Origin of the sequence: Maricaulis sp. (genome assembly GCF_039978735.1) — a bacterium.
Lineage (GTDB): Bacteria > Pseudomonadota > Alphaproteobacteria > Caulobacterales > Maricaulaceae > Maricaulis.
This window is the reverse complement of sequence record NZ_JBDWAS010000057.1, coordinates 78,601-103,088: the sequence shown is the minus strand read 5'-3', so window position 1 is coordinate 103,088 and position 24,488 is coordinate 78,601. Positions and strand designations below refer to the sequence as shown.

Annotated in this window: 23 protein-coding genes and 1 other RNA gene; 16 read left to right on the top strand and 8 right to left on the bottom strand. The window is 64.1% G+C overall.

The window, feature by feature from the left end; translation table 11 throughout:
• Complete coding sequence (locus ABJO18_RS17335; protein ID WP_348508002.1) at nucleotides 1-582, bottom strand: hypothetical protein; 582 nt, start codon at nucleotides 580-582, stop codon at nucleotides 1-3.
• 206 nt (nucleotides 583-788) lie between these two features.
• Here ABJO18_RS17335 and ABJO18_RS17330 point away from each other — a divergent pair, with 206 nt between their 5' ends.
• From ABJO18_RS17330 to ABJO18_RS17315, 4 genes are all read left to right on the top strand, one after another.
• Entirely contained in the window at nucleotides 789-1,079 is a 291-nt protein-coding gene (locus ABJO18_RS17330; RefSeq protein ID WP_348508003.1) for a DUF4164 family protein, read from the top strand.
• Nucleotides 1,080-1,084: 5 nt separating this feature from the next.
• The gene (gene zapA, locus ABJO18_RS17325; RefSeq protein WP_348508004.1) at nucleotides 1,085-1,507 is read left to right on the top strand and encodes a cell division protein ZapA; all 423 of its coding nucleotides are present in this window, start codon (nucleotides 1,085-1,087) and stop codon (nucleotides 1,505-1,507) included.
• Between the two features lie 36 nt (nucleotides 1,508-1,543).
• Nucleotides 1,544-1,703: non-coding RNA, 6S RNA (gene ssrS / locus ABJO18_RS17320), on the top strand.
• Nucleotides 1,704-1,725: 22 nt separating this feature from the next.
• A complete protein-coding gene (locus tag ABJO18_RS17315) occupies nucleotides 1,726-2,301 on the top strand; it encodes a 5-formyltetrahydrofolate cyclo-ligase (RefSeq protein ID WP_348508005.1) in 576 nt (191 codons plus the stop codon).
• 66 nt (nucleotides 2,302-2,367) lie between these two features.
• Here the strand turns inward: ABJO18_RS17315 and ahcY are convergent, their stop codons facing one another.
• Nucleotides 2,368-3,795: an adenosylhomocysteinase gene (gene ahcY, locus ABJO18_RS17310; protein WP_348516032.1), complete on the bottom strand. Its 1,428-nt coding sequence runs from the start codon at nucleotides 3,793-3,795 to the stop codon at nucleotides 2,368-2,370.
• Nucleotides 3,796-3,909: 114 nt separating this feature from the next.
• Nucleotides 3,910-5,076 (bottom strand): methionine adenosyltransferase, encoded by a 1,167-nt coding sequence (gene metK, locus ABJO18_RS17305; RefSeq protein WP_348516031.1) that lies wholly within the window; start codon nucleotides 5,074-5,076, stop codon nucleotides 3,910-3,912.
• Nucleotides 5,077-5,317: 241 nt separating this feature from the next.
• Here metK and metF point away from each other — a divergent pair, with 241 nt between their 5' ends.
• The 5 genes from metF (at nucleotide 5,318) to ABJO18_RS17280 (ending at nucleotide 12,653) form a co-directional block, all read left to right on the top strand.
• A complete protein-coding gene (metF, locus tag ABJO18_RS17300; RefSeq protein ID WP_348509216.1) occupies nucleotides 5,318-6,223 on the top strand; it encodes a methylenetetrahydrofolate reductase [NAD(P)H] in 906 nt (301 codons plus the stop codon).
• Nucleotides 6,223-7,281: a homocysteine S-methyltransferase family protein gene (locus tag ABJO18_RS17295; protein ID WP_348509215.1), complete on the top strand. Its 1,059-nt coding sequence runs from the start codon at nucleotides 6,223-6,225 to the stop codon at nucleotides 7,279-7,281. Before metF ends, ABJO18_RS17295 begins: the two co-directional genes overlap by 1 nt.
• A gap of 13 nt (nucleotides 7,282-7,294) precedes the next feature.
• A complete protein-coding gene (metH, locus tag ABJO18_RS17290) occupies nucleotides 7,295-9,955 on the top strand; it encodes a methionine synthase (RefSeq protein ID WP_348516030.1) in 2,661 nt (886 codons plus the stop codon).
• A 72-nt stretch (nucleotides 9,956-10,027) separates the two neighbouring features.
• Nucleotides 10,028-11,179 carry a dTDP-4-amino-4,6-dideoxygalactose transaminase gene (gene rffA, locus ABJO18_RS17285; protein ID WP_348509213.1) on the top strand — a complete coding sequence of 384 codons (1,152 nt, stop codon included), beginning with the start codon at nucleotides 10,028-10,030 and terminating at the stop codon, nucleotides 11,177-11,179.
• Nucleotides 11,172-12,653, top strand: a complete 1,482-nt coding sequence (locus tag ABJO18_RS17280) for a hypothetical protein (RefSeq protein ID WP_348509212.1) — start codon at nucleotides 11,172-11,174, stop codon at nucleotides 12,651-12,653. The genes rffA and ABJO18_RS17280 overlap by 8 nt, the downstream gene beginning before the upstream one ends.
• 8 nt (nucleotides 12,654-12,661) lie before the next feature.
• Here ABJO18_RS17280 and ABJO18_RS17275 read toward each other — a convergent pair whose 3' ends face one another.
• The 4 genes from ABJO18_RS17275 to ABJO18_RS17260 are packed head-to-tail and all read right to left on the bottom strand — an operon-like array spanning nucleotide 12,662 to nucleotide 15,157.
• The gene (locus tag ABJO18_RS17275; RefSeq protein WP_348509211.1) at nucleotides 12,662-13,090 is read right to left on the bottom strand and encodes a GtrA family protein; all 429 of its coding nucleotides are present in this window, start codon (nucleotides 13,088-13,090) and stop codon (nucleotides 12,662-12,664) included.
• A gap of 1 nt (nucleotide 13,091) precedes the next feature.
• On the bottom strand, nucleotides 13,092-13,949 hold the full coding sequence (locus tag ABJO18_RS17270; protein ID WP_348509210.1) for a hypothetical protein: 858 nt from the start codon (nucleotides 13,947-13,949) through the stop codon (nucleotides 13,092-13,094).
• Entirely contained in the window at nucleotides 13,946-14,980 is a 1,035-nt protein-coding gene (locus tag ABJO18_RS17265) for a glycosyltransferase family 2 protein (RefSeq protein ID WP_348509209.1), read from the bottom strand. Before ABJO18_RS17265 ends, ABJO18_RS17270 begins: the two co-directional genes overlap by 4 nt.
• A 30-nt stretch (nucleotides 14,981-15,010) precedes the next feature.
• Nucleotides 15,011-15,157 carry a hypothetical protein gene (locus ABJO18_RS17260; RefSeq protein WP_348509218.1) on the bottom strand — a complete coding sequence of 49 codons (147 nt, stop codon included), beginning with the start codon at nucleotides 15,155-15,157 and terminating at the stop codon, nucleotides 15,011-15,013.
• On the opposite strand from ABJO18_RS17260, the gene ABJO18_RS17255 reads away from it, so the two are divergent.
• The 7 genes from ABJO18_RS17255 to tkt all read left to right on the top strand — a co-directional run bounded on the left by ABJO18_RS17255 (nucleotide 15,095) and on the right by tkt (nucleotide 23,301).
• On the top strand, nucleotides 15,095-15,910 hold the full coding sequence (locus ABJO18_RS17255; RefSeq protein ID WP_348509208.1) for a TIGR00282 family metallophosphoesterase: 816 nt from the start codon (nucleotides 15,095-15,097) through the stop codon (nucleotides 15,908-15,910). The two genes, ABJO18_RS17260 and ABJO18_RS17255, sit on opposite strands and share 63 nt — an antisense overlap.
• Before the next feature lie 261 nt (nucleotides 15,911-16,171).
• Complete coding sequence (locus ABJO18_RS17250) at nucleotides 16,172-16,447, top strand: hypothetical protein (RefSeq protein ID WP_348509207.1); 276 nt, start codon at nucleotides 16,172-16,174, stop codon at nucleotides 16,445-16,447.
• A gap of 94 nt (nucleotides 16,448-16,541) precedes the next feature.
• On the top strand, nucleotides 16,542-17,624 hold the full coding sequence (locus ABJO18_RS17245) for a mannose-1-phosphate guanylyltransferase/mannose-6-phosphate isomerase (protein ID WP_348509206.1): 1,083 nt from the start codon (nucleotides 16,542-16,544) through the stop codon (nucleotides 17,622-17,624).
• A gap of 113 nt (nucleotides 17,625-17,737) precedes the next feature.
• Nucleotides 17,738-18,499, top strand: a complete 762-nt coding sequence (locus tag ABJO18_RS17240) for a YebC/PmpR family DNA-binding transcriptional regulator (protein ID WP_348509205.1) — start codon at nucleotides 17,738-17,740, stop codon at nucleotides 18,497-18,499.
• A 37-nt stretch (nucleotides 18,500-18,536) separates the two neighbouring features.
• The gene (locus ABJO18_RS17235; protein WP_348516029.1) at nucleotides 18,537-19,640 is read left to right on the top strand and encodes an AGE family epimerase/isomerase; all 1,104 of its coding nucleotides are present in this window, start codon (nucleotides 18,537-18,539) and stop codon (nucleotides 19,638-19,640) included.
• A 69-nt stretch (nucleotides 19,641-19,709) separates the two neighbouring features.
• On the top strand, nucleotides 19,710-21,266 hold the full coding sequence (pgi, locus tag ABJO18_RS17230) for a glucose-6-phosphate isomerase (RefSeq protein ID WP_348508218.1): 1,557 nt from the start codon (nucleotides 19,710-19,712) through the stop codon (nucleotides 21,264-21,266).
• A 52-nt stretch (nucleotides 21,267-21,318) separates the two neighbouring features.
• The gene (tkt, locus tag ABJO18_RS17225; protein ID WP_348516028.1) at nucleotides 21,319-23,301 is read left to right on the top strand and encodes a transketolase; all 1,983 of its coding nucleotides are present in this window, start codon (nucleotides 21,319-21,321) and stop codon (nucleotides 23,299-23,301) included.
• A gap of 23 nt (nucleotides 23,302-23,324) precedes the next feature.
• On the opposite strand, the gene ABJO18_RS17220 is transcribed toward tkt, so the two are convergent.
• Nucleotides 23,325-24,473 (bottom strand): SMP-30/gluconolactonase/LRE family protein, encoded by a 1,149-nt coding sequence (locus tag ABJO18_RS17220; RefSeq protein ID WP_348506406.1) that lies wholly within the window; start codon nucleotides 24,471-24,473, stop codon nucleotides 23,325-23,327.
• Between the last annotated feature and the right edge of the window lie 15 nt (nucleotides 24,474-24,488).

Genomic DNA, 24,488 nt, shown 5'->3' with positions numbered 1-24,488 from the left:
TCAGCACTCGATTTCCTCGAGCGCGATCAGCTCCGCGCGCTGCAGATCGATCGTGTTGCGCTCGAAATCCCAGTCGGGCCAGATGCCGATATAGCCGTGATCCCAGACACAGGTGGGCGGCGATACGTCAAAAGTGATGTTCTGATAGTCTTCACCGACGGCATGGCGTTCCCATCCGTCCTGGCCGATGCCCGGCAGGAAGACGTTGAAGCGTACGCCCTCCGCCGGCTGGTCACCGGCGGCGCGTACGCGGAAAGTCAGGCGGAGGCGGTGGCCCTGCAAGGCTTCCAGCTCATTGGGAGCCAGCGCGAAAAATGCGCCGGCCGATTGCATGCCATCCAGCGGGCCACGCGATGCCGCGATGCGCACGAAGGCGGTCTGCCCCTCGGTCAGGAAGGTCGCTTCCAGCCCGTTGCCCGTGCCGATCGCATTCAGCGTGTCGCCTTCATAGACCAGGCCCTCCGCCTGGATCTGTTCCGGCGTTCGCTTGGTGGAGTCGCCGAAGGCGAGGGCGCCGGCGACCATGCCGCCCGTGACGAGGGCGGCGATCGGGTAAAAGGCCCAGTCGGGCAAGGAGAACATCGCGCATCCCGTGATCGCGTTACCGGTGCGACTGTTTGGCCCTTGATGCGCTGAAGGTCAATCGCGCCGTCTCGCCCGTGCATGGTATGCAACGGACTCAAAATGGCCGCGTTTTGATGATGACATCTGCCACGAACGCCAGTGTGTCCGGCGGAAAACTTGAGAGGTCACTTGAACTTTTCACCGACGCAGCCGATTCTGGACGTATGAACGTGCGTCTGGAATTGCCCTCAGATCCGCTCAAGGAGGCCGTGGCCCGGCTGGACGGCGCGATGACGCGCGTCGAGCGTGTGGCCGGCCGTATGCGGGCGCGCGTCGAGCGGGCCGAGACGGCGGCCGACCAGGCCCGCAATGCTGATGATGACCGGGCACGGCTGGCCCAAGCTCTGGACGAGGCGCGCGGTCGCGAGGCCGCGCTGCATCAGGCCGCCCAGGAAGCGTCCGATGCGCTCGACCGGGCGATCGAGGACTTGCGTGGTCTGGCGGGTGAGGAGTAGGCGGCATGTCCAAGGTCACCGTGACGCTCAATGGCCGCGAATTCACCATCGGCTGCGAGGACGGCCAGGAAGCCTATCTGCGCGAGCTTGCCGGACAGCTTGACGAACGCGTCGGCGGAATTGTCGAACAGGTCGGCCAGATCGGCGATGTCCGGCTTTTGCTGATGGCGGCTTTGATGCTCATCGACGAGCAGAAGGAGACCGAGCGGCGGACCGAGGCGCTGGAAAACCATATCGAGCGTCTGCGCCACGAACGTCACGGTGCGGCGAGCCTGCAGGCAGAAGAACGCCAGCGCATGGTGAGCTGTCTGATCGATGTAGCTGAGCGTTTGGAGGCCTTTGCCACCGATCTGGAGGGCGAGCCGCCGGCCGGTCCGGGCGAGGAGAGCGATGCCGCTGCTGCACACCTCGCAGATGCGCGCGCTTGAGACTGACGCCGGAAAACGCCACATAGAAACCGTGACGGTTATCTGCTGCGTGCGATAGGAGCGTTTATCCCGCTGACCGTACATCTCCACGAGGGAGCTGCCTCTGTTCGGGACCGTGGTCCCTTTCACGCGGCGCCCACCTGAATTGTCGGGTCCGTGGGGATACACACGCACCACCGGCGCAAGTGGAGCCGTCACACCCGCTGTCCGCCAGGATCATGACTGAAACGATTGACGCAAAAGCCGTTCTGAGACGCCGCCTGATCGCCGACCGTATTGCCGCATCGGCCGCACGGCCGGATGCGGGAGCGAGGCTGGTCGATCATTTCGCTCCCAACTGGCGGCCGCAGGCCGGCATGGTCGTGGCGGGGTATCATCCGCTGCCGCACGAGATCGACCCGGGTCCCCTGATGCAGTCGTTCTCCGCGCTTGGCGCGCAGCTCTGTCTGCCGGTCATGCAAGGTCGCGACAGGCCGCTGGTCTTCCGGTGCTGGCGGCCTGGCGACACGCTGGAAGCCCGGGGCTTCGGCGTGCAGGAGCCGACCGACCGGGCGCCTGAAGCTGTGCCGGATCTGGTTCTCGTTCCGCTGGTCGGTGTGGATCGCCGGGGTGTGCGCCTGGGCTTCGGCGCGGGCTATTATGATCGAACGCTGGCCCGGCTGCGCAAAGCCGGCGAGGTGCGCGTGGTTGGCCTGGCCTATCCCGAACAATGCGTCGACCGCCTGCCTTGCGAGGATCATGACGAGCGGCTCGATGCGCTGGTCACCGACGAAGGCTGGCAGGCCTTCGCCTGAGCCCAAAAGGAAACGCCCCGCCGGAAAGGCAGGGCGTTCCACATCTTCTCGAAATCCGGCGTTCGCCTAGTAGCGGTAGTGTTCCGCCTTGAACGGACCGGCCTGCGGCACGCCGATATAGTCGGCCTGGTCGCTGGACAGTTCGGTGAGCTTGGCGCCCAGCTTGTCGAGGTGCAGGCGGGCAACCTTCTCGTCCAGGTGTTTGGGCAGGATATAGACCTCGTTCTTGTATTCCTCGCCCTTCGTCCAGAGTTCGATCTGGGCGAGCGTCTGGTTGGTGAAGGAGGACGACATCACGAAGGACGGGTGGCCGGTCGCATTGCCCAGATTCACCAGGCGGCCTTCCGACAGCAGGATGATGCGGTTGCCGTCGGGGAACTGTACGAGGTCGACCTGCGGCTTCACATTGGTCCACTGGAAGTTCTTCAGGCTCTCCACCTGAATCTCGTTGTCGAAGTGGCCGATATTGCAGACGATCGCCATGTCCTTCATGGCGCGCATGTGGTCGACCGTGATGATGTCCTTGTTGCCCGTCGCGGTAACAAAGATGTCCATATCGGCGGTGACATCGTCCAGACGTACGACCTCGAAACCGTCCATGCAGGCCTGCAGGGCGCAGATCGGATCGATCTCGGTGACATAGACGCGGGCGCCGGCGCCGCGCAGCGACTCGGCCGAGCCCTTGCCGACATCGCCATAGCCGCAGACGACGGCCTTCTTGCCGGCCATCATCACGTCGGTACCGCGGCGGATAGCGTCCACGAGGCTTTCGCGGCAGCCATAGCGGTTGTCGAATTTCGACTTGGTCACGCTGTCATTGACGTTGATGGCCGGGAAGGGAAGCTCGCCGCGCTTGGCCATCTGATAGAGACGCATCACGCCCGTCGTGGTCTCCTCGGAGACCCCCTGGATGGCGTTCTTGGCCTTGGTGAACCAGCCCGGCGTGGCTTCGAAGCGTTTGCGGATCTGGGCGAAGAGCGCGGTCTCTTCCTCGGACTTCGGGTGATCCAGCAGCGAATGATCGGCTTCGGCTTTCTCGCCCAGGATCAGGTACATGGTGGCATCGCCGCCATCGTCCAGGATCATGTTGGCGGTTTCGCCGTTCGGCCAATGGAAGATGGCGTCGGCATAGTCCCAGTACTCTTCCAACGTCTCGCCCTTGTAGGCGAAGACCGGGATTTTCTGCTCGGCGATCGCCGCCGCGGCATGGTCCTGGGTGGAGAAGATATTGCACGAGGCCCAGCGGACCTCGGCGCCCAGCGCGACCAGGGTCTCGATGAGAACCGCGGTCTGGATCGTCATGTGCAGGGAGCCGGCGATACGCGCACCCTTCAGGGGCTGGGCCTTGCCGAACTCCTCGCGCAGGGACATCAGGCCCGGCATCTCGATCTCGGCCATCTCGATCTCGGTCCGGCCCCATTTGGCCAGGGAGATGTCCTTGATGACGTGGGGGTGGTCGGCGGCGAACTGGGTTTTATCCGCAACAGCAGTCATGACCTTCAGGTCCTCTTCGTGTTTCGGGTTTCTGACGGGGCGCCGGGTGGGCGCCGGAAATACCGGGGCCGGCGCATGGCTGCGGCCGGCCCCGTCTTATCGGTTTGGCGTCGTCTAGGCGAGCCCGCGCAGCGCGTCCACCAGGTCGGTCTTCTCCCAGGAGAAGCCGCCATCCTCGGCCGGCTTGCGGCCGAAATGGCCGTAGGCCGCGGTGCGGGCATAGATCGGCCGGTTCAGCTTCAGATGGGTGCGGATGCCGCGGGGCGACAGGTCCACCAGCTGACGCAGCGTGTTTTCCAGCTTCACCTCGTCGACCTGGCCGGTGCCATGGCAGTCGACATAGAGCGAAAGCGGCTTCGAGACCCCGATCGCATAGGACACCTGGATGGTGCAGCGCTTGGCCAGGTCGGCGGCCACGACATTCTTGGCCAGGTAGCGGCAGGCATAGGCGGCCGAGCGGTCGACCTTCGTCGGGTCCTTGCCCGAAAAGGCGCCGCCGCCGTGCGGGGCAGCACCGCCATAGGTGTCGACGATGATCTTGCGGCCGGTGAGGCCGGCATCGCCGTCGGGACCACCGATCACGAAGGTGCCGGTCGGGTTGACGTAGAACTCGTCCTCCGGCGGCAGCCAGCCATCGGGCAGGACTTCCTCGACGACCGGACGGACCAGTTCGCGCACCTGTGCCTGGTTGAGATTGGCCTGGTGCTGGGTCGAGACGACGACGGACGTGATCCCGGCGGGAATGCCGTTCTCATAGCGCATCGTCACCTGGGACTTGGCGTCCGGTTCGAACTCCGGCCGTTCGCCGCTTTTGCGCAGCTCGGCCATCCGCTTGAGGATCTTGTGGGAATACAGGATCGGTGCCGGCATCAGCTCCGGCGTCTCGTCCGAGGCATAGCCGAACATGATGCCCTGATCGCCTGCGCCCTCATCCTTGTCGTCGCCGGCGTCCACGCCCTGCGCGATGTGGGCGGACTGTTCGTGCAGGAAATTCTGGAAGTTGGCGTGCTTCCAGTGGAAGCCTTCCTGCTCATAGCCGATATCGCGGATTGCCTCGCGGGCGGCCTGCTCGATTTCGTCATTGTCGATCTCCGCCGCGCAGCGGACTTCGCCCGCCAGGATGATCTGGTTCGTCGTGGCCAGGGTCTCGCACGCAACACGCGCCTCGGGGTCCTTGGACAGGAAAAGGTCGACGATCGTGTCGGAGACACGGTCGCACACCTTGTCCGGATGGCCCTCGGAAACGCTCTCGGAGGTAAAGATATAAGAAGGTCTGCTCACTGCGCACATCCTCATATAAAGATCGCTTTATATCGCGTGGGGTAGAACAGATACGCGCACCGGATGCAAGTCTCTTGGTGAAAACATGCCCACCGGTCCGGCTGCAGCCACCCCCTTTCAATCCATCTCACATAAAGATATCTTTATGTCGTCATGTTATTGCGCTATAGGTTGGCGCAAGCGAATTCGACATGCCCTGAAACACCGGCCGCGCGCCGGCAGGGCCAGCTGAAGGTGACCCATGAGTGCGGATGGCAGTACGATACAGCCCCGGAACGGACTGAACGTGTCCTTCGAATTCTTCCCGCCCAAGACCGAGGCGATGGAAGAGACGCTCTGGGAGTCGATTTCCCGGCTTGAGCCCCTGTCGCCGAACTTCGTGTCGGTGACCTATGGCGCCGGCGGCTCGACCCGCGACCGGACCCACCGTACCGTACGACGCATCGTGCGCGAGACGGATATACGTCCCGCTGCGCACCTGACCTGTGTTTCGGCCACACGGGGCGAGATCGATGACGTGATCCGCGACTACTGGTCGGCCGGTATCCGTCACATCGTCGCCCTGCGCGGTGATCCGCCGGACGGTATCGGCGAGGCCTACACGCCGCACCCGGGCGGTTATGCCAACGCCGCCGAGCTGGCGGGCGGGATCCGCAAGATCGGCGATTTCGAAATTTCCGTCGGCTGCTATCCGGAAAAACATCCGGAGAGCCGCGACTTCGACTATGACATCGACCTGCTCAAGCAGAAGATCGACAATGGGGCGACGCGCGCCATCACGCAGTTCTTCTTCGAGCCGGACGTGTATTTCCGCTTCCGCGAGCGGGCGGAGCGCGCCGGCATCACCATCCCGATCGTGCCGGGCATCATGTTGCAGGCGAATTTCAATGGCCTCAAGCGGATGGCGGGGCTGTGCGGTGCCAGCCTGCCGGTCTGGCTGCACGAGGCCTATGACGGGCTGGACGACGATGCCGGCACGCGCAAGCTGGTCACCGCGCATGTCGCGGCCAAGCTGTGCAGCAAGCTGCAGGCTGGCGGTGTCGACAATTTCCACTTCTACACGCTCAACCGGGCGGAGCTGGCGCTCTCCACCTGCCAGCTGCTTGGCGTGAAGGCCGAGCAGCGTGAACCGGTGGGGGTTGCGTGATGACATCAGGCGAACGGGTTGAAGCGCTTGCAGCGCTGGGGCGCGAGCGTGTCCTGATCCTCGACGGTGCGATGGGGACCCAGATCCAGGATCTCAAGCTGGATGAAGAGGGGTATCGCGGCGAGCGCTTTGCCGACTGGCCGTCGGCGATCAAGGGCAATAACGACATCCTCAACCTGACCACGCCCGAGGCGGTGAAGACGATCCACAAGGCCTATTTCAAGGCTGGCTCGGATATCGTCGAGACCAATACCTTCTCGGCCACCTCCATTGCCCAGGCCGATTACGGCATGCAGGAGCTGGCGCCCGAGATTGCGCGCGAAGGCGCGCGTCTGGCCCGCGAGGCCGCCGACGAGATCGAGGCGGAAACCGGAACGCCGCGCGGTGTGGCTGGGGCCATCGGGCCGACCAACAAGACACTCTCGATCTCGCCCGACGTGAACGATCCCGGCTTCCGTGACATCGACTTCGAAACCATTCGCAAGGCCTATCACGAACAGGCCGCGGCCATGGCCGAACATGTCGATTTCTTCCTGATCGAGACCGTGTTCGACACGCTCAACGCCAAGGCCGCCATCAAGGCGCTGCTCGATCTGAAGGCCGAAACCGGTATTGACCGTCCGATCATGATTTCCGGCACGATCACCGACCGCTCCGGCCGCACCCTGTCCGGGCAGACGGCCGAGGCCTTCTGGTATTCCGTGCGCCATGCCCGTCCCTGGGCCGTCGGGCTGAACTGTGCGCTGGGGGCCGAGGAGATGCGGCCCTATATCGCCGAGATCGCCCGGGTCGCGGATACCCGCATCATCACCTATCCCAATGCCGGCTTGCCCAATGATATGGGCGAGTATGACGAGACCCCGGACGAGACGTCCGGCTTCGTCGGCGAGTGGGCGCAGTCGGGCCTGGTCAATATTCTGGGCGGGTGCTGCGGCACCACGCCTGAGCATATCCGGGCCATCGCCGAGGCCGTGAAGGGCGCCAAGCCGCGCCGCCCGGCCAGGCGCGAGCGGGCCATGCGCCTGTCCGGCCTCGAACCCTTCGAACTTTCCGCCTGAGGGCAATTATTCCATGGCTGTTGCTGTACCCACCTTCGTCAATGTCGGCGAGAGGACGAATGTCACTGGCTCCGCCCGCTTCCGCAAGCTGATCACGGAAGGGGACTACGCAGAGGCCGTGTCCGTCGCCCGCCAGCAGGTCGAGAACGGTGCCCAGGTGATCGACGTCAATATGGACGAGGGTCTGCTCGACAGCGTCGAGGCCATGACCGTCTTCCTGCGCATGATTGCCGGCGAGCCCGATGTGGCCCGTGTGCCGGTGATGATCGACAGTTCCAAATGGGAGGTGATCGAGGCCGGTCTGCAGAATGTGCAGGGCAAGGCCATCGTCAACTCGATCAGCCTGAAAGAGGGCGAGGACCAGTTCCGCGAACACGCCGGGAAATGCCTGGCCTATGGCGCCGCCGTCGTGGTCATGGCCTTCGACGAGACCGGGCAGGCCGATACCGCCGACCGCAAGTTCGAGATCTGCGAGCGGGCCTACAAGATCCTCGTCGACGAGATCGGATTTCCGCCCGAGGACATCATTTTCGATCCCAATATCTTCGCTGTCGCGACGGGGATCGAGGAGCACAATAATTACGCGGTCGATTTCATCGAGGCGACCAAGCGCATCCGCGAGAACCTGCCCGGCTGTCACGTCTCCGGCGGCCTGTCGAACATCTCCTTTTCCTTCCGGGGCAATGAGCCGGTCCGCCGGGCCATGCACTCGGTCTTCCTCTATCACGCCATCAAGGCGGGGATGGATATGGGGATCGTCAATGCCGGCCAGCTCGACATCTACGACGATATCGATGCCGAGCTGCGCGAGCTGGTCGAGGACGTCATCCTCAATCGCCGCGACGATTCCACGGACCGCCTGCTCGAGGCGGCCGAACAGTATCGCGGGCAGGGCGGCGGCAAGGGCAAGGAACGCGACCTGTCTTGGCGCGAGGCCGCGGTCGGAGACCGTATCCGGCACGCCCTCGTGCACGGGATCAACGAATTCATTGTCGAGGATACCGAAGAGGCGCGACAGCAGTTCGATCGGCCCCTGCATGTGATCGAAGGTCCGCTGATGGACGGGATGAATGTCGTCGGCGACCTGTTCGGTGACGGCAAGATGTTCCTGCCCCAGGTGGTGAAATCGGCGCGCGTGATGAAGCAGGCCGTGGCCCACCTCATTCCCTTCATGGAGGAGGAAAAAGAGGCGGCAGGCGAGGAACAGTCGTCCAATGGCCGCATCGTGCTCGCGACGGTGAAGGGCGATGTCCACGATATCGGCAAGAATATCGTCGGTGTCGTGTTGCAGTGTAATGGCTATGACGTGATCGATCTCGGCGTGATGGTGCCCTGCGAGAAAATCCTGGAGACAGCCCGCAAGGAGAAGGCCGACGTGATCGGCCTGTCCGGACTGATCACACCCTCGCTCGACGAGATGGTGTTCGTGGCCTCCGAGATGGAGCGCAAGCAGATCGAGATCCCCCTGCTGATCGGCGGTGCGACGACCTCGCCGGCGCACACGGCCGTGAAGATCGATCCGGCGATCTCGGTCGCGCCTGTGATTCACGTCCTCGACGCCAGCCGCGCGGTCGGCGTGGTGTCGAAACTCCTGTCCGACGGTCGTGATGATTATGCCCGCGATGTGCGCGCCGATCTCGCCAAGATCCGCGAACGACGCCTCGCCGCCCGCTCATCAAAAAAGCGCGTGCCGCTCGCCGAAGCACGCCGCAAGGGCTGGGATTGCGACTGGTCGCAATACACACCGCCCCGCCCGAACTGGACCGGGGTGAAAACCTTCGAACCGGACGTGGCAACGCTGGTCGACTATATCGACTGGACCCCCTTCTTCTTCACCTGGGAGATGAAGGGCAGCTATCCGGCGATTTTCGACGATCCCAATCGGGGCGAGGCCGCCCGGTCGCTGTTCGACGACGCCCAGACCATGCTCAGGCAGATCGTGGATGAGGGCCTGCTCAAGCCGCGCGCGGTCTGCGGCCTCTGGCCGGCCAATCGCGACGGTGATGATGTGGTGCTCTACACGGACGACAGCCGCAAGACTGTGCTCGACCGTTTCTACGGGCTGCGCCAGCAGGCCGCGAAGTCGAATGACCGGCCGCATCTCAGCCAGTTCGATTTTCTTGCGCCTGAGGGCAATGAGGACTGGATCGGCGGGTTTGCCGTCACCGCCGGTGACAATCCCGACGTGCTTGCGGCCTTCGAGAAGGCCAAGGACGACTACAGCGCCATCATGTTCAAGGCGCTGTCGGATCGCCTGGCCGAAGCTGCGGCGGAATGGCTGCACGAGGAAGTGCGCAAACACCATTGGGGTTATGCGCCGGACGAGGCCCACTCCAACCGTGAGCTGATCGAGGAAGCCTATGCCGGCATCCGCCCGGCGCCGGGCTATCCTTCACAGCCTGACCACACCGAAAAGGTCACGCTCTTCAAACTCCTCGACGCGCCGGAGAATGCCGGCATCAGCCTGACCAACTCCTTCGCGATGACACCGGCATCGTCGGTTTCGGGTGTCTACCTTTCTCATCCGGACAGCCATTATTTCGCCGTCGGCCGGATCGAGCGTGACCAGGTCGAGGACTATGCCGCGCGCAAGGGCTGGACGGTCGAGGAATGCGAGCGGATGCTGGCCCCGATCCTGGACTATGCGCCGGGCGATGTCCGGCAAAGCGCCTGAGTGCTGCGCCTGTCTTAGTGGTTGTTGCTACCTTGGGGAAACGATACACCATCGTTCATCCAGGGGAGTTCAATGAACGATATGTCTGCGCCTAAGATCCCGTTCAACAAGCCGGTTCTGGCCGGCCGGGAGCTGGACTATATCAAGCAAGCGATCGACTCCGGCCAGCTGGCCGGCGACGGGCCTTTCACCGAGCGGTGCGAGCAAGCCTTGTTGCAGCGCATCGGCGGAGCTTCGGCGCATCTGACGCACTCCTGCACGGCCGGCCTGGAAATGGCCGCGATCCTTTGCGATCTCGGTCCGGGCGATGAAGTGATCCTGCCTTCATATACCTTCGTTTCGACGGCCAACGCAGTCGTGCTGCGTGGTGCAACGCCCATGTTTGTCGATATCGAGCCGGAGACACTGAACATAGATCCGCTGCAGGTGCGGGATGCTGTGACTGACCGGACACGCGCAATTTTCCCGGTCCATTATGCCGGCGTGGTCGCGGATATGGATCCGATCTGCGCGATCGCTGCCGAACACGGTCTCATGGTGGTGGAGGATGCTGCACAGGCGCTCGGTGCGACGCGCGGCGGCCGTCCCGCGGGGTCGTTCGGCGACATGGCGGCGTTCAGCTTCCACGAGACGAAAAACATCATCAGCGGCGAAGGCGGTGCGTTGATCGTGAACCGGTCCGAGTTCTCGCTGCGCGCCGAGATCATTCGCGAAAAAGGCACCAACCGTGCCCAGTTCTTCCGCGGCATGACCGACAAGTACAGCTGGGTGGATATAGGCTCCTCATTCCTGCCCGGCGAGCTCGTGGCCGCCTTCCTGTTCGGGCAGCTTGAAAAGCTGGACGCGTTGAACAACGAGCGGATTGCTGTCTGGAACCGCTATCACGCGGCGCTCGAACCGCTTGAGCGAACGGCAGGCGTTCGCCGCCCTGTCATCCCGGCTGAGTGCGAGCACAACGCGCATATGTACTACCTGCTCATGCCGGACCTGGATGCGCGCACGGCCTTCATCGCGGGCATGAAGGCGGCCGGGATCACCACGCCTTTCCACTATGTTCCGCTTCACTCGTCGCCTTTCGGCCGGACCTGTTCGCGGGTGCACGGGGAGATGTCGGTGACGGACGAGCTTTCCGACCGGCTGGTGCGTCTTCCGCTCTATCCGGGGGTCGGCCAGAACCTGGACCGGATCATCGAAACCGCGTTGCGGTCCGCCGGACATGGCTGATGCCGGTCGCGATAATCGGTTGGCAGGGTCGCCGGCGAAAAGCCATTTCAACGCCGGGCCGTCCGGGCTTGTGTACTTCACGTGTGCAGCTGTCTTCGCTCTGCTGTGGGTGGTCTACCTGTTCCGGTTCAAGAGCGGCATTCCTTCCGCAGACGACCTGAACTTTTTCATCCCGGCGATAATGGGCGCCGAGAGCATGCTGGACCCCGACTACCTGCTGCACAGCCAGGGGCCTCATTTCCACTTTTCCTACAAGATCATGTCGTATCTGCTCCTGGAGCAGTTCGGCTATAACACGCTTGTGTTCTCGGCCACCGGTCCGCTCGCCCTGATCGGGCTGGTGATGCTTATCCGCTGGTATATCGCCGAGTTCGAGCGAGATGCGGACACTGTGAATACGCAATACCGGGCCGTGTGGACGGCCATCGGCGCGGTGATGGTCGCTTTTTTTGTTTTCACGCCGCTGCGTTCAGTCGACTTCAGCTATGACATGCTCGCCCTGAACGGCAATCTTGCCTATGTCGCATTCACGGCGACATTGGTGTGTACCGCGCTTTATCTGCGCCGGCGGATCGGACACCTGACCTTTCTCGTCGTGGCAATTGTGCCTGTCTTCATTGTGGGCGTGGCGACTTTCAAGACCTTCTACGCTGCCGGCTTCGCGGCGATGGTGTTCGTGTCATTGCCGGATATTTTTGTCCGGGCCCGGGCCGGAGACCTGGCTTCCTTGCCGAGGGCCTATCTGCGCCATGGCGTGGTAATCGCCGGCTTCGCGGCCAGCTGGCTGCTGTATGACGCGCTTCTGGCGAAGACCGGCTATCGGGCGCCGGATCCCGGCAGTGTCGGGCTGGCCGATCTCGTCGGCTGGGTTCGGTCCGGGGTCTATCAGAGCCTTGGAGGGGCGACCCTGACGGGGCATTTCGAGCTCACTGACAAGGCCGAGGCGATCAAGGCCGGGCTGCTGGTGTTGTGCGCAATCTGCAGTGTGGCCGTGGCGCCATTCCTGATCGCCCGCGGACATATCGTTGTGCTGGCACTCATGGGACATGCGGTGCTTGCCGCCATTGGTGCGGGACTGGTGCGAGGCGTGGTCGAAGCGCCCCGTTATCAAGGCGTGTTGAGCTTCTTCTGGCTCGGTGTCCTGCTGGCTTTCCTGTTCGCTGTGCGAGCACTCGTCGTTGAACGCAGTGCGCCCCGCCAGCACTTTGCGCGGTGGTCGAGCATCGCCGCAGCCGCCGGAGCCGGTGCGATGCTGCTGGTCAGCCTGGCTTCGATGTGGGGGTATGCGGCATATCTTCAGGAACAGGTCGGCTACACACGCCGCTATATGTCGCGCCAGGCCGAGATATTCTACGGGCACCCCGTTCTCACGGAACAGGACGCGCAGGCGCTGCGGTGCCGCCGCCCGCTGGAGATGTGTCAGGCGGCTGTCGACCTCGTGCGTCAAAGGCGGGCCGTGCGCATTTCCGAGTGAGTGTCGCGTCAGTCTTGCGGCGTTTGCTCTGCAAAGACCCAGAACTGCAGTGACAAAAAAATCGTCACAGCCGCCAGGCCCATCGCGACAAGCTGGGCGAGCGGGTGCGGTATGTCGAGCAGTCGGTAGAGCCCCGCCAGCGCACTGATCTGCACGACGTATCCCATCAGATAGGCAGCGACATAGCGAGGAGCTGTGCGTTGCCAGGCGTGGGTGCTGCGGAATGTCCAGCCCCGGTTGAGCAGGTAGGTGATCGCCATGCCGGCCGCAAAGGCTCCGGTTGTCGCAACTTCCGGCGACACGCCGAGAAAGGTGATGCCGAGATAAGCCAGATAAAGCAGCAGATTGGTTCCGCCACCTACCACCAGATAGCGCAACAGCCGGAACAGCGCCGGATGGGTGGCGGGCCGGGGCAATGAAACCCGATCCGGAAACATGTCAGGCTGCCGGGGCAGACGGACGGTAGAACTCCGGCGCGTCGTGGGGCACAAACTTGATCAGCGGGACATTCTTCCTGAGGAAAGCGGTCTCTGCCGCGGAACGGCGGCGGGTATAGGTCCGGTCCGACAGGTTGAAATAGGATGTCTGCGGGTCGGGGGCCTCCGGGAGGCTGTCGACGGCGACAAGCTGTCCGGCAAATTGCGGGTTCTCGGCTTCGAACGCGTCGATGAACTCCTGCAGCTTGGCGATTTTCTCGTCGACCGTGCGGTCCAGAAACTGGAAGCCGATCTTGTCCGAAAGGTCCTTGGCCGGTGCGCCGCCATAAATCCGGTTCTCCAGCATGTCGCCGGTAACGACCGAGCCCAGCATCGCCATGCTCTTCGGTTCGATGCGAACGGGAGAGACCAGACAATGTCCCACCAGCCAGGCGTCTTTTCCGATGTGCATGTATTTGTGGGAGTAGAAGCGCGATCCCTCCACGACATCGCCGAATTGCGCATGGGTCCAGATCTGGCTGCCCGCGCCGATCCCGACATTGTCGTCAATATCCAGCCCGCCCATCGTGTCCAGGATCACATTGCCGCCAAACCAGCAATTCCGGCCGATACGCAGGGGGTGAACGCCGTGGCAGAAGGCGCGCTCGTGCAGCTTGGTATAGTCGCCGATGACGAATTCGGGGCACAGGATCTTGGCGCCGGCCCCCACATAGGCAAAGTCACCGATAACGACACGCTTTGCCGGCCCCGATTTGCCCCGGATTATCGCGCCTTCCTCGACGATTGCGCCCTCGCCGATAATGACTTCATCAGCCTCGATCGTGCCGTCGATACGTGAGGGGTAGCGCGTCTCGCTCATGGCGTGTCCTTCGGACGTTGGGGGGTGCCGGGAGTGCCCGCCGTTGCAAGCCTGTCGACGATGAAGACCGGCCGCCGTTTCGCCTCCGCCAGTGCCCGTCCGACATAGAGGCCGACCAGGCTGATCAGGAAGACCTGCAGGCCACCCAGGAAGGATATCAGGCTCGCCAGGGAGGCGTAACCGGGGACGGATATACCGTTGACCAGCGCGTTGACCGTAATGGTCAGGCCGAAGAGCACGCTGGCGATACACACCGCAACACCGACCCCGGTCATCAGCCAGAGCGGCTTTTCGGAATAGGCGATGATGGTTTCCAGACCGAGCTTGGCAAGCTTGAACAGGTTGTAGGACGATTTGCCCTCGGCTCGCTCATTGCGTGGCAGGCGCAGGCGGCGCGTTTCGAAACCAAGCTGCGTCATGATCGCGGGAAAGAGGCGCAGCTGCTCAGGATAGGCCCGGAAAGCCGCGGCAACCTTGTCGGAGAATATTCTGAAGTTTCCGAACTTGCTTGAAACTTCGAGACCGGACGACCAGCGCAATGCGGTGTTGAACAGGGTGGAGCCCAGATTGCGCCCGGCGCCCAATCCGGATGTCTCGCGCTCGGCGATCACAACGTCGGCATCGGTCTCGATCGCATGACGGTACAAATCCGCAATCGCCTCGGGCGGGTCCTGCAGGTCACAGTCCATCACCACATACCAGCGCGCCCGGGCGTGTGCCATGCCTGCGGAGATCGCGGCGTGCTGGCCGAAATTACGGCTCAGTCTTACCCCCAGCACGCCGGGATCAGCAGCGCTCTCCGCGAGAATACCGGTCCAGCTTTCGTCCGGGCTGCGGTCATCCACCAGCACGATCTGGTAGCGGGCATCGATCCCGCGCAGCGTTTCGCGCAAGCGGCGAACGAGTTCTCCCAGCATCGCAGCGCCCTTGTAGACAGGGACAATGACGGCGACTTCCGGCAGGTCGGCATCGTCCGGCGTTGCACCGACATGGGGCGCTGAAATCTGCGGGACGGGCTGATGAACGCTCAAGGATTGTTACCCACTCTTTTCTTTGCCCTCCTAATGAACCAGAACAAGAACGGTTGCAATGTCGCCTTCGGCTGGCGGCACAAGCGCGCAATCGAGCACGAAAAAGGATGGAATATGCGCCTCGCCTTCTTTGGAGATATTGTCGGAAAGACCGGTCGTCGCGCTGTCGAGGACCACTTGCCGGACCTCCGGGAACGCCTGGCGCTCGATTTCGTGGTCATCAATGCCGAGAACGCGGCGGCAGGTTTCGGGATTACCGAGCGGATCTGCAATCAGCTGTTTGATCTGGGTGCCGATGTCATAACGCTGGGCAATCACGCCTGGGACCAGCGCGAGGCGCTGAGCTATATCGAGCGGGAGCCCCGTCTCCTGCGACCGGCCAATTATCCGGTGGGATCGACGCCGGGTGCTGGCGCCAATCTCTACGACTTGTCCGACGGGCGCCGCATCCTGGTGATCAACGCCATGGGCAATCTCTTCATGGAAACGCTGGACGATCCGTTCGCGGCTGTTGAACGGGAGCTGGCGGCGGCGCCGTTGGGCGTGGTTGCGGACGCGGTGCTGCTGGACTTCCACGGCGAGGCGACCAGTGAGAAGATGGCGATGGGCGTGTTCTGCGACGGCCGTGCCAGTCTCGTGGTCGGTACCCATACGCATGTGCCGACTTCGGACACGCGTATCCTGCCGGGCGGCACAGCCTACCAGACCGATGCCGGCATGTGCGGCGACTATGACAGTGTCATTGGCATGGACAAGGAAGAGCCCCTGCGCCGTTTCACCACCCGTATGCGCTCCGGCCGCTTCGAGCCGGCGACCGGAGAGGCGACGCTGTGCGGCGTTTTCGTAGAAACGGACGATGCGACCGGCCTGGCTGTGCGGTGCGAACCTGTGCGGATTGGTGGCCAGCTTTCGGAATATATTCCCGACTGATGTGACAAAAATGATGCGTCGTGGCGGTTTCTTCCATTTCCAGCCGCTCGCCTCGCTTGATCGTCTCACCGCCTTCGCTAGCGTGACAAGACCGGATTTTCGCGGCTTGCCTGCGAAAGTGTCCGGTGCCGGCCAGGCGCGCTCCGCTCAGTTGGAGCGGGCTGCGCTCCAGGTGGATCGCTTTGGGCCGGCATGCGTTCGCTGGTGGGGGAATGATTCTTGCGTGTGATGCCAGTCAGGTCAGTGAGTGCAGGGGAATTCATGTTCAAGCAGACGATCCGCTTCGAACGCGCACAGGACGCCTATGTGTTCGACCGGCACATGACGGACTTCCTCCGGCTGTGCGACAAGGAAACCGCGTCGGGCGACGAGGAGGCCTGTGTCTTCACGACCCGGCTTGAGGACGACGGGGCTCATATCCGTGTCGTTCAGACGGACAATGCTGACCTGCTCGGCCGCTTCCTCGCCTATCTGTCGGTTCACGACTTCCCGCCGGCGGCAGAAACCGGGTTCCGCAAGGAGCGTTATTATCTGTGAGCCTGCGGCCAGCTCCGCTGGTTTCCTGAGATAAGACCTTGATCTGAAGCGGTCGCGCGGGATGATGCGCCTGCAGGAAACTCCGGGGGAGCGCGTGACCCGTATCGTACCAGTGATCATGTCCGGCGGCTCCGGAACGCGGCTCTGGCCGCTCTCGCGCACCGCGCACCCCAAACAGCTCCACGCGCTGGTTTCCGGTCAGACGATGCTGCAGGAAACTGTTCGCCGTGTCAGCGGCGCGGACGAGCACTATCATTTCGAACCGCCGATCGTCGTGCTCAATGAGCGTCAGTGCGACCTGGCCCGGTCTCAGCTCGAGGCGATGGATGCCGGCGCCGTTCGCCTCGTGGTGGAGCCTGCAGGGCGGAATACGGCGCCGGTCGCAGCCGTGGCGGCCGAGCTGGTTCGACGCGAGTATGGCGACGACGCGCTGATCCTGTTGCTTCCGGCCGATCATCATATTCGCGACGCGGCCGGCTTCAGGGCGGCAGTCGCAACCGGGGCCGGACTTGCCGAGAACGGCCACATCATCACCTTCGGTATCCAGCCCGAGCGCCCGGAAACCGGCTATGGCTATATCCGCCGGGGTGAGGCACTGGACGGCGGCTACCGCGTCAGGGCCTTCACGGAAAAACCTGATCTGGAGCGTGCCAAGGGCTTCCTCGCCGATGGGGGCTACTACTGGAACGCCGGCATATTCCTGTTCGGGGCCGGCCATCTTGCCGCCGAGATGTCGCAGCATTGCCCGGATGTTCTGACGGCCAGCCGGGCCGCTGTCGAGGCCGCCGCCGGGGACTCGTCGACACTGCGGCTCGACGCTGCCGCGTTTTCGGCCTGCCCGTCCATTTCCTTCGACTATGCCGTCATGGAGCGCACGGAGAATGCCGCGGTCGTGCCGGCCGATATCGGCTGGTCGGATGTCGGCGCCTGGGGCGCGCTGTGGGACATTGCCGAGCGCGACGAGGCGGGGAATGTGACGCGTGGCGATGTCGATCTGGTCGACACGCGCGGCAGCTATGTTCTGTCGACAGGCCGCAAGGTCGGCGTGGTCGGTGTCGACGACCTTGTCGTGGTGGAAACCGCCGATGCTGTCCTGGTGACGCGCCGGGAGGCCAGCCAGTCGGTCAAGTCGATCGTCGAAGCGCTGCAGGCCGAGGGACGGGCAGACCTGCTCTGACGGGCAATTCGGCTGGGGCCGGGCGCGTACTTCTTGTGTCGTGAGCAGTGGCCATCGCCGCTCAATCTGAGTATGCAGTGTCCCTCAAATCCGCAGGAAGAGGGATTGTCACCATGGCCGGACACTCCAAATGGGCCAATATCCAGCACCGCAAGGGACGCCAGGACAAGCTGCGCTCCAAGCTGTTCTCGCGTCTGTCGAAGGAAATCTCGATCGCTGCGAAAATGGGCGGCCCGGACCCTGACGCCAATCCCCGTCTGCGCCTGGCGGTGGCCAACGCCAAGGGCCAGTCGATGCCCAAGGACAATATCCAGCGTGCAATCGACAAGGCCTCCGGCGGCGACAGCGAAGCCTATGAAGACATCCGCTATGAAGGCTTCGGTCCGGCCGGGATCGGCGTGATCGTGGAAGTGTCGACCGACAACCGCAACCGGGCGGCTGCCGAGGTGCGCACGGCCTTCGCCAAGAATGGCGGGAATATGGGCGAGACCGGTTCCGTCGCCTTCATGTTCGATAATGTCGGCGAGATCCGCTATCCGCTCTCCAAGGCGGACGAAGACACCATGATGGAAGCCGCCATCGAGGCGGGCGCCGAGGACGTCACTTCGGAAGCCGGTGACGAGGACGAGGAAGGCGAACACATCATCTACACCGCCCGCGAGGACCTGATGGATGTCGTGACAGCCCTGTCCGGCACGTTCGAAGATCCCTCCTCGGCCAAGCTGATCTGGAAGCCGCAGAACCTCATCGAAGTGACCGGCGACAAGGTGGCGACACTGATGAAGATGATGGAAGCGCTGGAAGACTGCGACGACGTCCAGAACGTCTACGCCAATTTCGACGTTTCCGACGAGGACATGGCCGCCCTGGGCTGATAGGACCTCCTTTGGGGGCAGTTTGCCGGGGACATCCATGGAGCATGCACGCCGTTTTGCCGACTGGGGCCGCAGCCAGGCTCTGCCATTCTGGGCAGAGCGGGGCTGGGACCGGCATAATGGCGGCTTCTTCGAAACGCTCGACCTGGACGGGGCCGGCATAACCGGCGATATCCGGCGTGTGCGGGCCCAGGCACGTCAGGCCTATGTCTTTGCGCGAGCAGCCTGCGAGGGCTGGCTGGATCGCACCGACCTGGCCGAAGCCGGCCTGGACCGGCTCGCACGGATTGCCCGCTCGCCCGACGGCCAGCCGGGCTGGGTGCATCTGGTTCACGATGATGGCCGGGTCGCCGACAGCCGGCGCGATTTCTACGATCATGCCTTCATCATCCTGGCAGCGGCCTGGGTCTGGAAAGCAACCGGTGCCGGGCGCTTCCTCGACATGGCACACGAGACGCTGGTCTTTCTCGACACGCACATGCCGGCCGATCACGGCGGCTACCGCGAGGCGATCGGGGCGCCACTTCTGCCCCGCCGGCAAAACCCGCACATGCATCTCTTCGAGGCCCTGCTGTCGCTTTATGAGCTGACAGGCGAGACCGCTCTGGTGCCGCGGATCGATGCGATCAAGGGGCTTTTCGACCGGCACTTCTTTGTGGCGGAGACCGGGCTGTTGCGGGAGTTCTTCGAACCGGACTGGCAGCCGCATGGCGAACGGGGCGCCCATGTCGAGCCGGGGCACTGGTGTGAATGGACCTGGCTGCTCGCCGAGCATGGCCGCCTTCTGGGCCACGCGGCGGACCCAGCCGGGCCGGTGCTCTACCGGCGCGCCATGCAGCGGGGGCGCAGTGCGCAGACCGGCCTGCTGATGGCCGGCATGACCGCGCAAGGCGATATTGTCGACGCCCGGTCGCGCACCTGGATGCAGACCGAATGGGTGCGCGCGGCCGCGGTCGCGGGCAGCCGCAGCGAGCTCGACCAGGCCTGCGGCGCACTGGTTCGCTGGCATCTGGAAGGTGTGGTCTCTGGCGGCTGGATCGACAAGCGGGGCGCAGACGGCGAGGATCTGGCATCGGGCATGCCCGCCTCGACACTCTATCACCTCGTGGGTGCTCTGGCGGAAGTCGAACGCCATCTCTGAGCGCTGTTCATATTGTCACATGGGAACGCTAACTCTACGGTCTCGACCTGATCGAAAGACGGGATATTCATGGATTTGACGTCCGACCTTGCCGCCCATGCCGAACGCCTCGGCAAAGTCTCGCTCCGCACGCTGGCGGATAGCGGCGAGGCGCGGTCAAGCCGCCTGCTCGCGAGCGCCGCGGGCATCGAGTTCGACGCGTCAAAGCAGAGGCTGGACGAGGCGGCGCTCAGCGCACTTTTGAAGGCGGCCCGCGAAGCCGGGCTTGAAGCGAAGCGCGACAAGCTCCTGTCGGGCGGTGTGGTGAACCCGACCGAGGGTCGCCCCGCCCTGCACATGGCATATCGGCATGGGGCCAGGATATCCGGCACCCCGGAAGCGGAGCTCGTCGATCGCACCCAGGCGCAGACGCGCGCCTTTGCGGAGACTGTCCGGTCCGGAGACTACGCGCCTTCGGGCGAGCCGATTGCCCGCGTCGTCAATATCGGTATCGGCGGATCGGATCTCGGCCCGCGGCTAGTGGCGGACGCCCTGTCGGACCTGGCCGGTGACGGGCCTGAGCTGCGCTTTGTGGCCTCGCTCGATCCGAGCGACCTGAAACAGGCTGTGTCGGGTGTCGAGCCGGAAGCCATCCTGTTTGTCGTCGCATCGAAGTCATTCTCGACCCAGGAAACGCTGATGTCGGCCGAGGCCGCGCGCGACTGGCTGGAAGGGCATGTCGGACCCGAACGCGCCGGGGCCCATTTCGTTGCCGCGTCCGCGGCCCCGGACAAGGCACGGGCGTTCGGTATCGCACCGGAGCATGTGTTCGATTTCCCGGACTGGGTGGGCGGGCGCTATTCGGTATGGAGCGCCGTCGGACTGGCGCTCGAGATCGGGCTGGGTCCGGACCTGTTCGAGGATTTCCGGGCCGGCGCCCGCGATATGGACGCGCATTTTGCCGTCGCGCCGCTGGAAGAGAATATTCCGGTCCTCAAAGGGCTGATCGATGTCTGGAACCGGGTGGCGCTGGGTTATCCCAGCCGCTGTGTCGCCGCCTATTCGGCGCGCCTGGGCAAGCTGGCCGATTATTTCCAGCAGCTGGAAATGGAATCGCTCGGCAAGTCGGTGACGCTGGATAATCGCCCGGGACCGACACCCGGCGGGGCGCTTGTCTGGGGCGGCAACGGCACCGAGATCCAGCACTCCTTCTTCCAGTGGCTGCATCAGGGCAGGGATGTCGTGCCGGTCGACTTCATCGGCATCGCCCGGCATTTCGCCAGTTCCGATCCGCGCGAGCGGGCGCTGGCGGCCAATATGGCGGCCCAGGGGGCTGCATTGCTGGATGGACGGCAGGTCGACCCTGAGGCCGAGCCCCTGCTGGCGGCGCACAAGTCCATGCCGGGCGGGCGTCCGTCGAACACGCTTTTGCTCGACGATCTGTCCGCCCGCACGCTCGGCGCGCTTATCGCCTTGCACGAGCACAAGGTTTTCGTCGAAAGCGTGATGTACGAGATCAATCCCTTTGATCAATGGGGCGTCGAGCTGGGAAAAGTTCTGACCAAGGGGATTTTGGACGGCGAGATATCCGAGTATGACGCCTCGACTCGTGCCCTTCTTGCCCGTACGGGTCTGATACAGGACTAGTGCCGGCGGTCTCGCGCCGGTGTCCGACCGGCCGACCAGTGGAGATCGCCGCATGAAAGCACCGAACGGAACCTCGCTCACGGCGATGGCGAACGCCATCCGTGCCCTGTCCATGGATGCCGTCCAGGCGGCCAATTCGGGCCACCCCGGCATGCCGATGGGCATGGCTGACGTGGCGACCGTTCTCTGGTCGCGCCACATGAAGTTCGATCCGGCGGCACCGGCCTGGGCCGATCGCGACCGTTTCGTGCTGTCCGCGGGTCACGGCTCGATGCTGATCTATTCGCTCCTCCACCTGACCGGGTTCGAGGACATGACGATGGATCAGATCAAGCAGTTCCGTCAGCTCGACTCGCTGACCGCCGGCCACCCGGAATACGGCCACACGCCGGGCGTCGAGGCGACGACCGGGCCGCTGGGGCAGGGTATCTCCATGTCTGTCGGCATGGCGCTGGCCGAGCGCATGATGAATGCCCGCTATGGTGACGATCTCGTCGATCACCGCACCTGGGTCATCGCATCGGATGGCGATCTGCAGGAAGGCATCAGCCACGAGGCGATTTCGCTGGCCGGCCATCTCGGGCTGAACCGTCTTTGCGTCCTGTGGGACGATAACGAGATCTCGATCGACGGCCCGACGCAGCTTTCCGAGTCGACCGATGTTCTCAAGCGCTTCGAAGCAGCCAACTGGGCCGTGTCGCGCATCGACGGACACGACATGGAGGCGATCGACGCGGCGCTCGAGGCGGCAAAGACGAGCGACAAGCCGGTGCTGATCGCCTGCCGCACGACGATCGGCTATGGCGCGCCGACGAAGGCCGGTACCGCCGGCAGCCACGGCTCGCCGCTGGGACCGGACGAGATCGCGGGCGCGCGCAAGGCTCTGGGCTGGGATCACCCGGCCTTCGAAGTGCCGTCTGACATTCTGGAGGCCTGGCGCGCCGCCGGCTCCCCGGAAGCCCACGCCGCCTGGCGTGACCGCTTGGCCGACCATGACCAGGCCGATGCCTTCGTTGCGCAGCTGTCCGGCGAGCCGGGCGAAGCGGAGCTGGCCGCTTTGGCCACATGGCGCCGCAAGATGGCCGCGGAGAAGCCGTCCCTGGCGACGCGCGCCTCGTCCGGTCAGGCCCTCGGCGCGATCATCGATACCTGGCCCGGTCTTGTCGGCGGCTCCGCCGACTTGACCGGATCCAACCTCACCAAGACGCCGGATGTTGGCGTGGTGAAAGCGGGCGATTATGCCGGCCAGTACATCCATTTCGGCGTGCGCGAACACGGCATGGCGGCCTGCGCCAACGGCATGTCGCTGCATGGCGGCTTCCGTCCGCATGTGGCGACCTTCCTGGTGTTCTCCGATTATTGCCGTCCGTCGATCCGCATGTCGGCGCTGATGCAGCAGCCGGTCATCTATGTGATGACGCACGACTCGATCGGTCTGGGCGAGGACGGGCCCACCCACCAGCCGGTGGAAACGCTGGCCGCTCTGCGCGCGATCCCCAATGTCGAGGTTTTCCGCCCCTGCGACGCGCTGGAGACCGCTGAAGCCTGGGAAGCCGCGCTGATGCGTCTCGACGGTCCGACCGTACTTGCCCTGTCGCGCCAGAAACTGCCGCATCTGCGTTCTGACGATGGTGCCGAGAACCTGTCGGCGCGCGGCGCCTACACGCTGGTCGACACCGATGGCGCGCCTGACGTGCTGCTGATTGCGACAGGATCGGAAGTGTCGCTGGCCGTCGAGGCTGCTGGAACGCTCGCCGGCGAGGGTATCGCCGCACGTGTGGTGTCCGCGCCCTGTGTCGAGCGTTTCCTGGCCCAGGATGCCGGCTATCAGGACGAGGTCCTGCCGCAGGGCGTTCCCTGTGTCGCGGCAGAAGCTGCGCTGCGCTATGGCTGGGATGCCGTGATCGGCCGCGGCGGGGCGTTTGTCGGCATGAACGGTTTCGGTGCCAGTGCGCCGGCCGAGACGCTGTACGAGCACTTCGGTATCACCGCCGAGGCGATTGCGGCGGCTGCACGCGGGCTTGTGCGCGGCTAGCTGCTTCCGCGGCTAAGAGACGGTCAGTCGTCGAGCGATACCGGAGTGCCGGTATCGCCGGCGGTGTCCGGCCGGTCCGGGGAGAACCGGACGAGGTGGCCACGATCTGTCGTGCCGATCCAGAAGTCTCCGTCCGGCGCCTCGACTGTGTTGGACAGGTAGCCCAGGCGTCCATCGGGATCGTGCCAGCTGTCCAGCGCCTCTCCGGTTTCCGGGTCGAGCGCGAGAATGAAGGCGCGTGCGGGTGTCGCGCCGGGACGCAGCCATTCCGGTACTTTCATCAGCAATTGCGTGATGCGCGGATGGCGATGCAGGAAGCCGAGCATCGGTACGCGCGGTGACGGCATGGTGACGAGCAGCCGGCCCTCGCTGTCTGTCGCCAGCCCGTCCGGCAGGCCGGGCAGATTGTCGGCGAAGATGTCCTTGCTGCCCGTCTCCGGCCCGTCGATCCAGATCCGCACGATGCGGTAGCGGAATGTCTCGGCCACGAGGACCGAACGGCCGTCGGCGGCCAGTTCGATCCCGTTGGGATAGTGCAGCCGGCTGCGGACCAGCCGGGTCTGGTGCGTGGCCGGATCCCAGACATAAAGCGCGCCGCTGGGACGGTTTTCCAGCATGTCGTGGAGATAGCCGTCCCGATTGGTGCCATGGCCCCACCGGGTGGAAGAGTCGGTAAAGAAGATCCGGCCGTCCGGTGCGGCAGCGAGATCGTTCACATAGCCGAACGGGTGCGCAGGCGCCCCGGAGCTGACGAGCGTGGAGTGGCGGCTGTCGATGTCCAGCGCGTGTAGACCGGAGACCGCGGCCACGCCCAGCACGTTCGGAGCAATCCAGTCGAGGCCAAGGATCAGTGTCTCGCAGACCTGCGCAACTTCCTCGATGACCGGTTCGCCAACGCCCTCGTGAGCGGAAAGCCGCATGACGCGGCCGTCGGCGGTGCCGAAATAGATCGCGCCGGTATCGGATATGGCGATGCCTTCACCGCTTCCCGGCAGGCCGACGTCAATGGCGACGGCATCAGCCAGCGCGCCATCGGGTTCCAGGGCGCCGGTCATTTCCGGCGCAAGCGGTTCGTCCCAGTAGGTCGGGCTGATGGGCGAGGGCCACATCGACCATAACAGGGTAAACGCGGCCAGGCAGCCGATCAGGATGAGGGTCAGTCTCAGACGCATGCGCTCGCCGGTTCG

Coding starts and splice junctions, on each gene's coding strand:
- ABJO18_RS17335 (WP_348508002.1), bottom strand. CDS start 582: ATGTTCTCCTTGCCCGACTGGGCCTTTTACCCGATCGCCGCCCTCGTC.
- ABJO18_RS17330 (WP_348508003.1), top strand. CDS start 789: ATGAACGTGCGTCTGGAATTGCCCTCAGATCCGCTCAAGGAGGCCGTG.
- zapA (WP_348508004.1), top strand. CDS start 1,085: ATGTCCAAGGTCACCGTGACGCTCAATGGCCGCGAATTCACCATCGGC.
- ABJO18_RS17315 (WP_348508005.1), top strand. CDS start 1,726: ATGACTGAAACGATTGACGCAAAAGCCGTTCTGAGACGCCGCCTGATC.
- ahcY (WP_348516032.1), bottom strand. CDS start 3,795: ATGACTGCTGTTGCGGATAAAACCCAGTTCGCCGCCGACCACCCCCAC.
- metF (WP_348509216.1), top strand. CDS start 5,318: ATGAGTGCGGATGGCAGTACGATACAGCCCCGGAACGGACTGAACGTG.
- ABJO18_RS17295 (WP_348509215.1), top strand. CDS start 6,223: ATGACATCAGGCGAACGGGTTGAAGCGCTTGCAGCGCTGGGGCGCGAG.
- metH (WP_348516030.1), top strand. CDS start 7,295: ATGGCTGTTGCTGTACCCACCTTCGTCAATGTCGGCGAGAGGACGAAT.
- rffA (WP_348509213.1), top strand. CDS start 10,028: ATGAACGATATGTCTGCGCCTAAGATCCCGTTCAACAAGCCGGTTCTG.
- ABJO18_RS17280 (WP_348509212.1), top strand. CDS start 11,172: ATGGCTGATGCCGGTCGCGATAATCGGTTGGCAGGGTCGCCGGCGAAA.
- ABJO18_RS17275 (WP_348509211.1), bottom strand. CDS start 13,090: ATGTTTCCGGATCGGGTTTCATTGCCCCGGCCCGCCACCCATCCGGCG.
- ABJO18_RS17270 (WP_348509210.1), bottom strand. CDS start 13,949: ATGAGCGAGACGCGCTACCCCTCACGTATCGACGGCACGATCGAGGCT.
- ABJO18_RS17255 (WP_348509208.1), top strand. CDS start 15,095: ATGCGCCTCGCCTTCTTTGGAGATATTGTCGGAAAGACCGGTCGTCGC.
- ABJO18_RS17250 (WP_348509207.1), top strand. CDS start 16,172: ATGTTCAAGCAGACGATCCGCTTCGAACGCGCACAGGACGCCTATGTG.
- ABJO18_RS17240 (WP_348509205.1), top strand. CDS start 17,738: ATGGCCGGACACTCCAAATGGGCCAATATCCAGCACCGCAAGGGACGC.
- ABJO18_RS17235 (WP_348516029.1), top strand. CDS start 18,537: ATGGAGCATGCACGCCGTTTTGCCGACTGGGGCCGCAGCCAGGCTCTG.
- pgi (WP_348508218.1), top strand. CDS start 19,710: ATGGATTTGACGTCCGACCTTGCCGCCCATGCCGAACGCCTCGGCAAA.
- tkt (WP_348516028.1), top strand. CDS start 21,319: ATGAAAGCACCGAACGGAACCTCGCTCACGGCGATGGCGAACGCCATC.
- ABJO18_RS17220 (WP_348506406.1), bottom strand. CDS start 24,473: ATGCGTCTGAGACTGACCCTCATCCTGATCGGCTGCCTGGCCGCGTTT.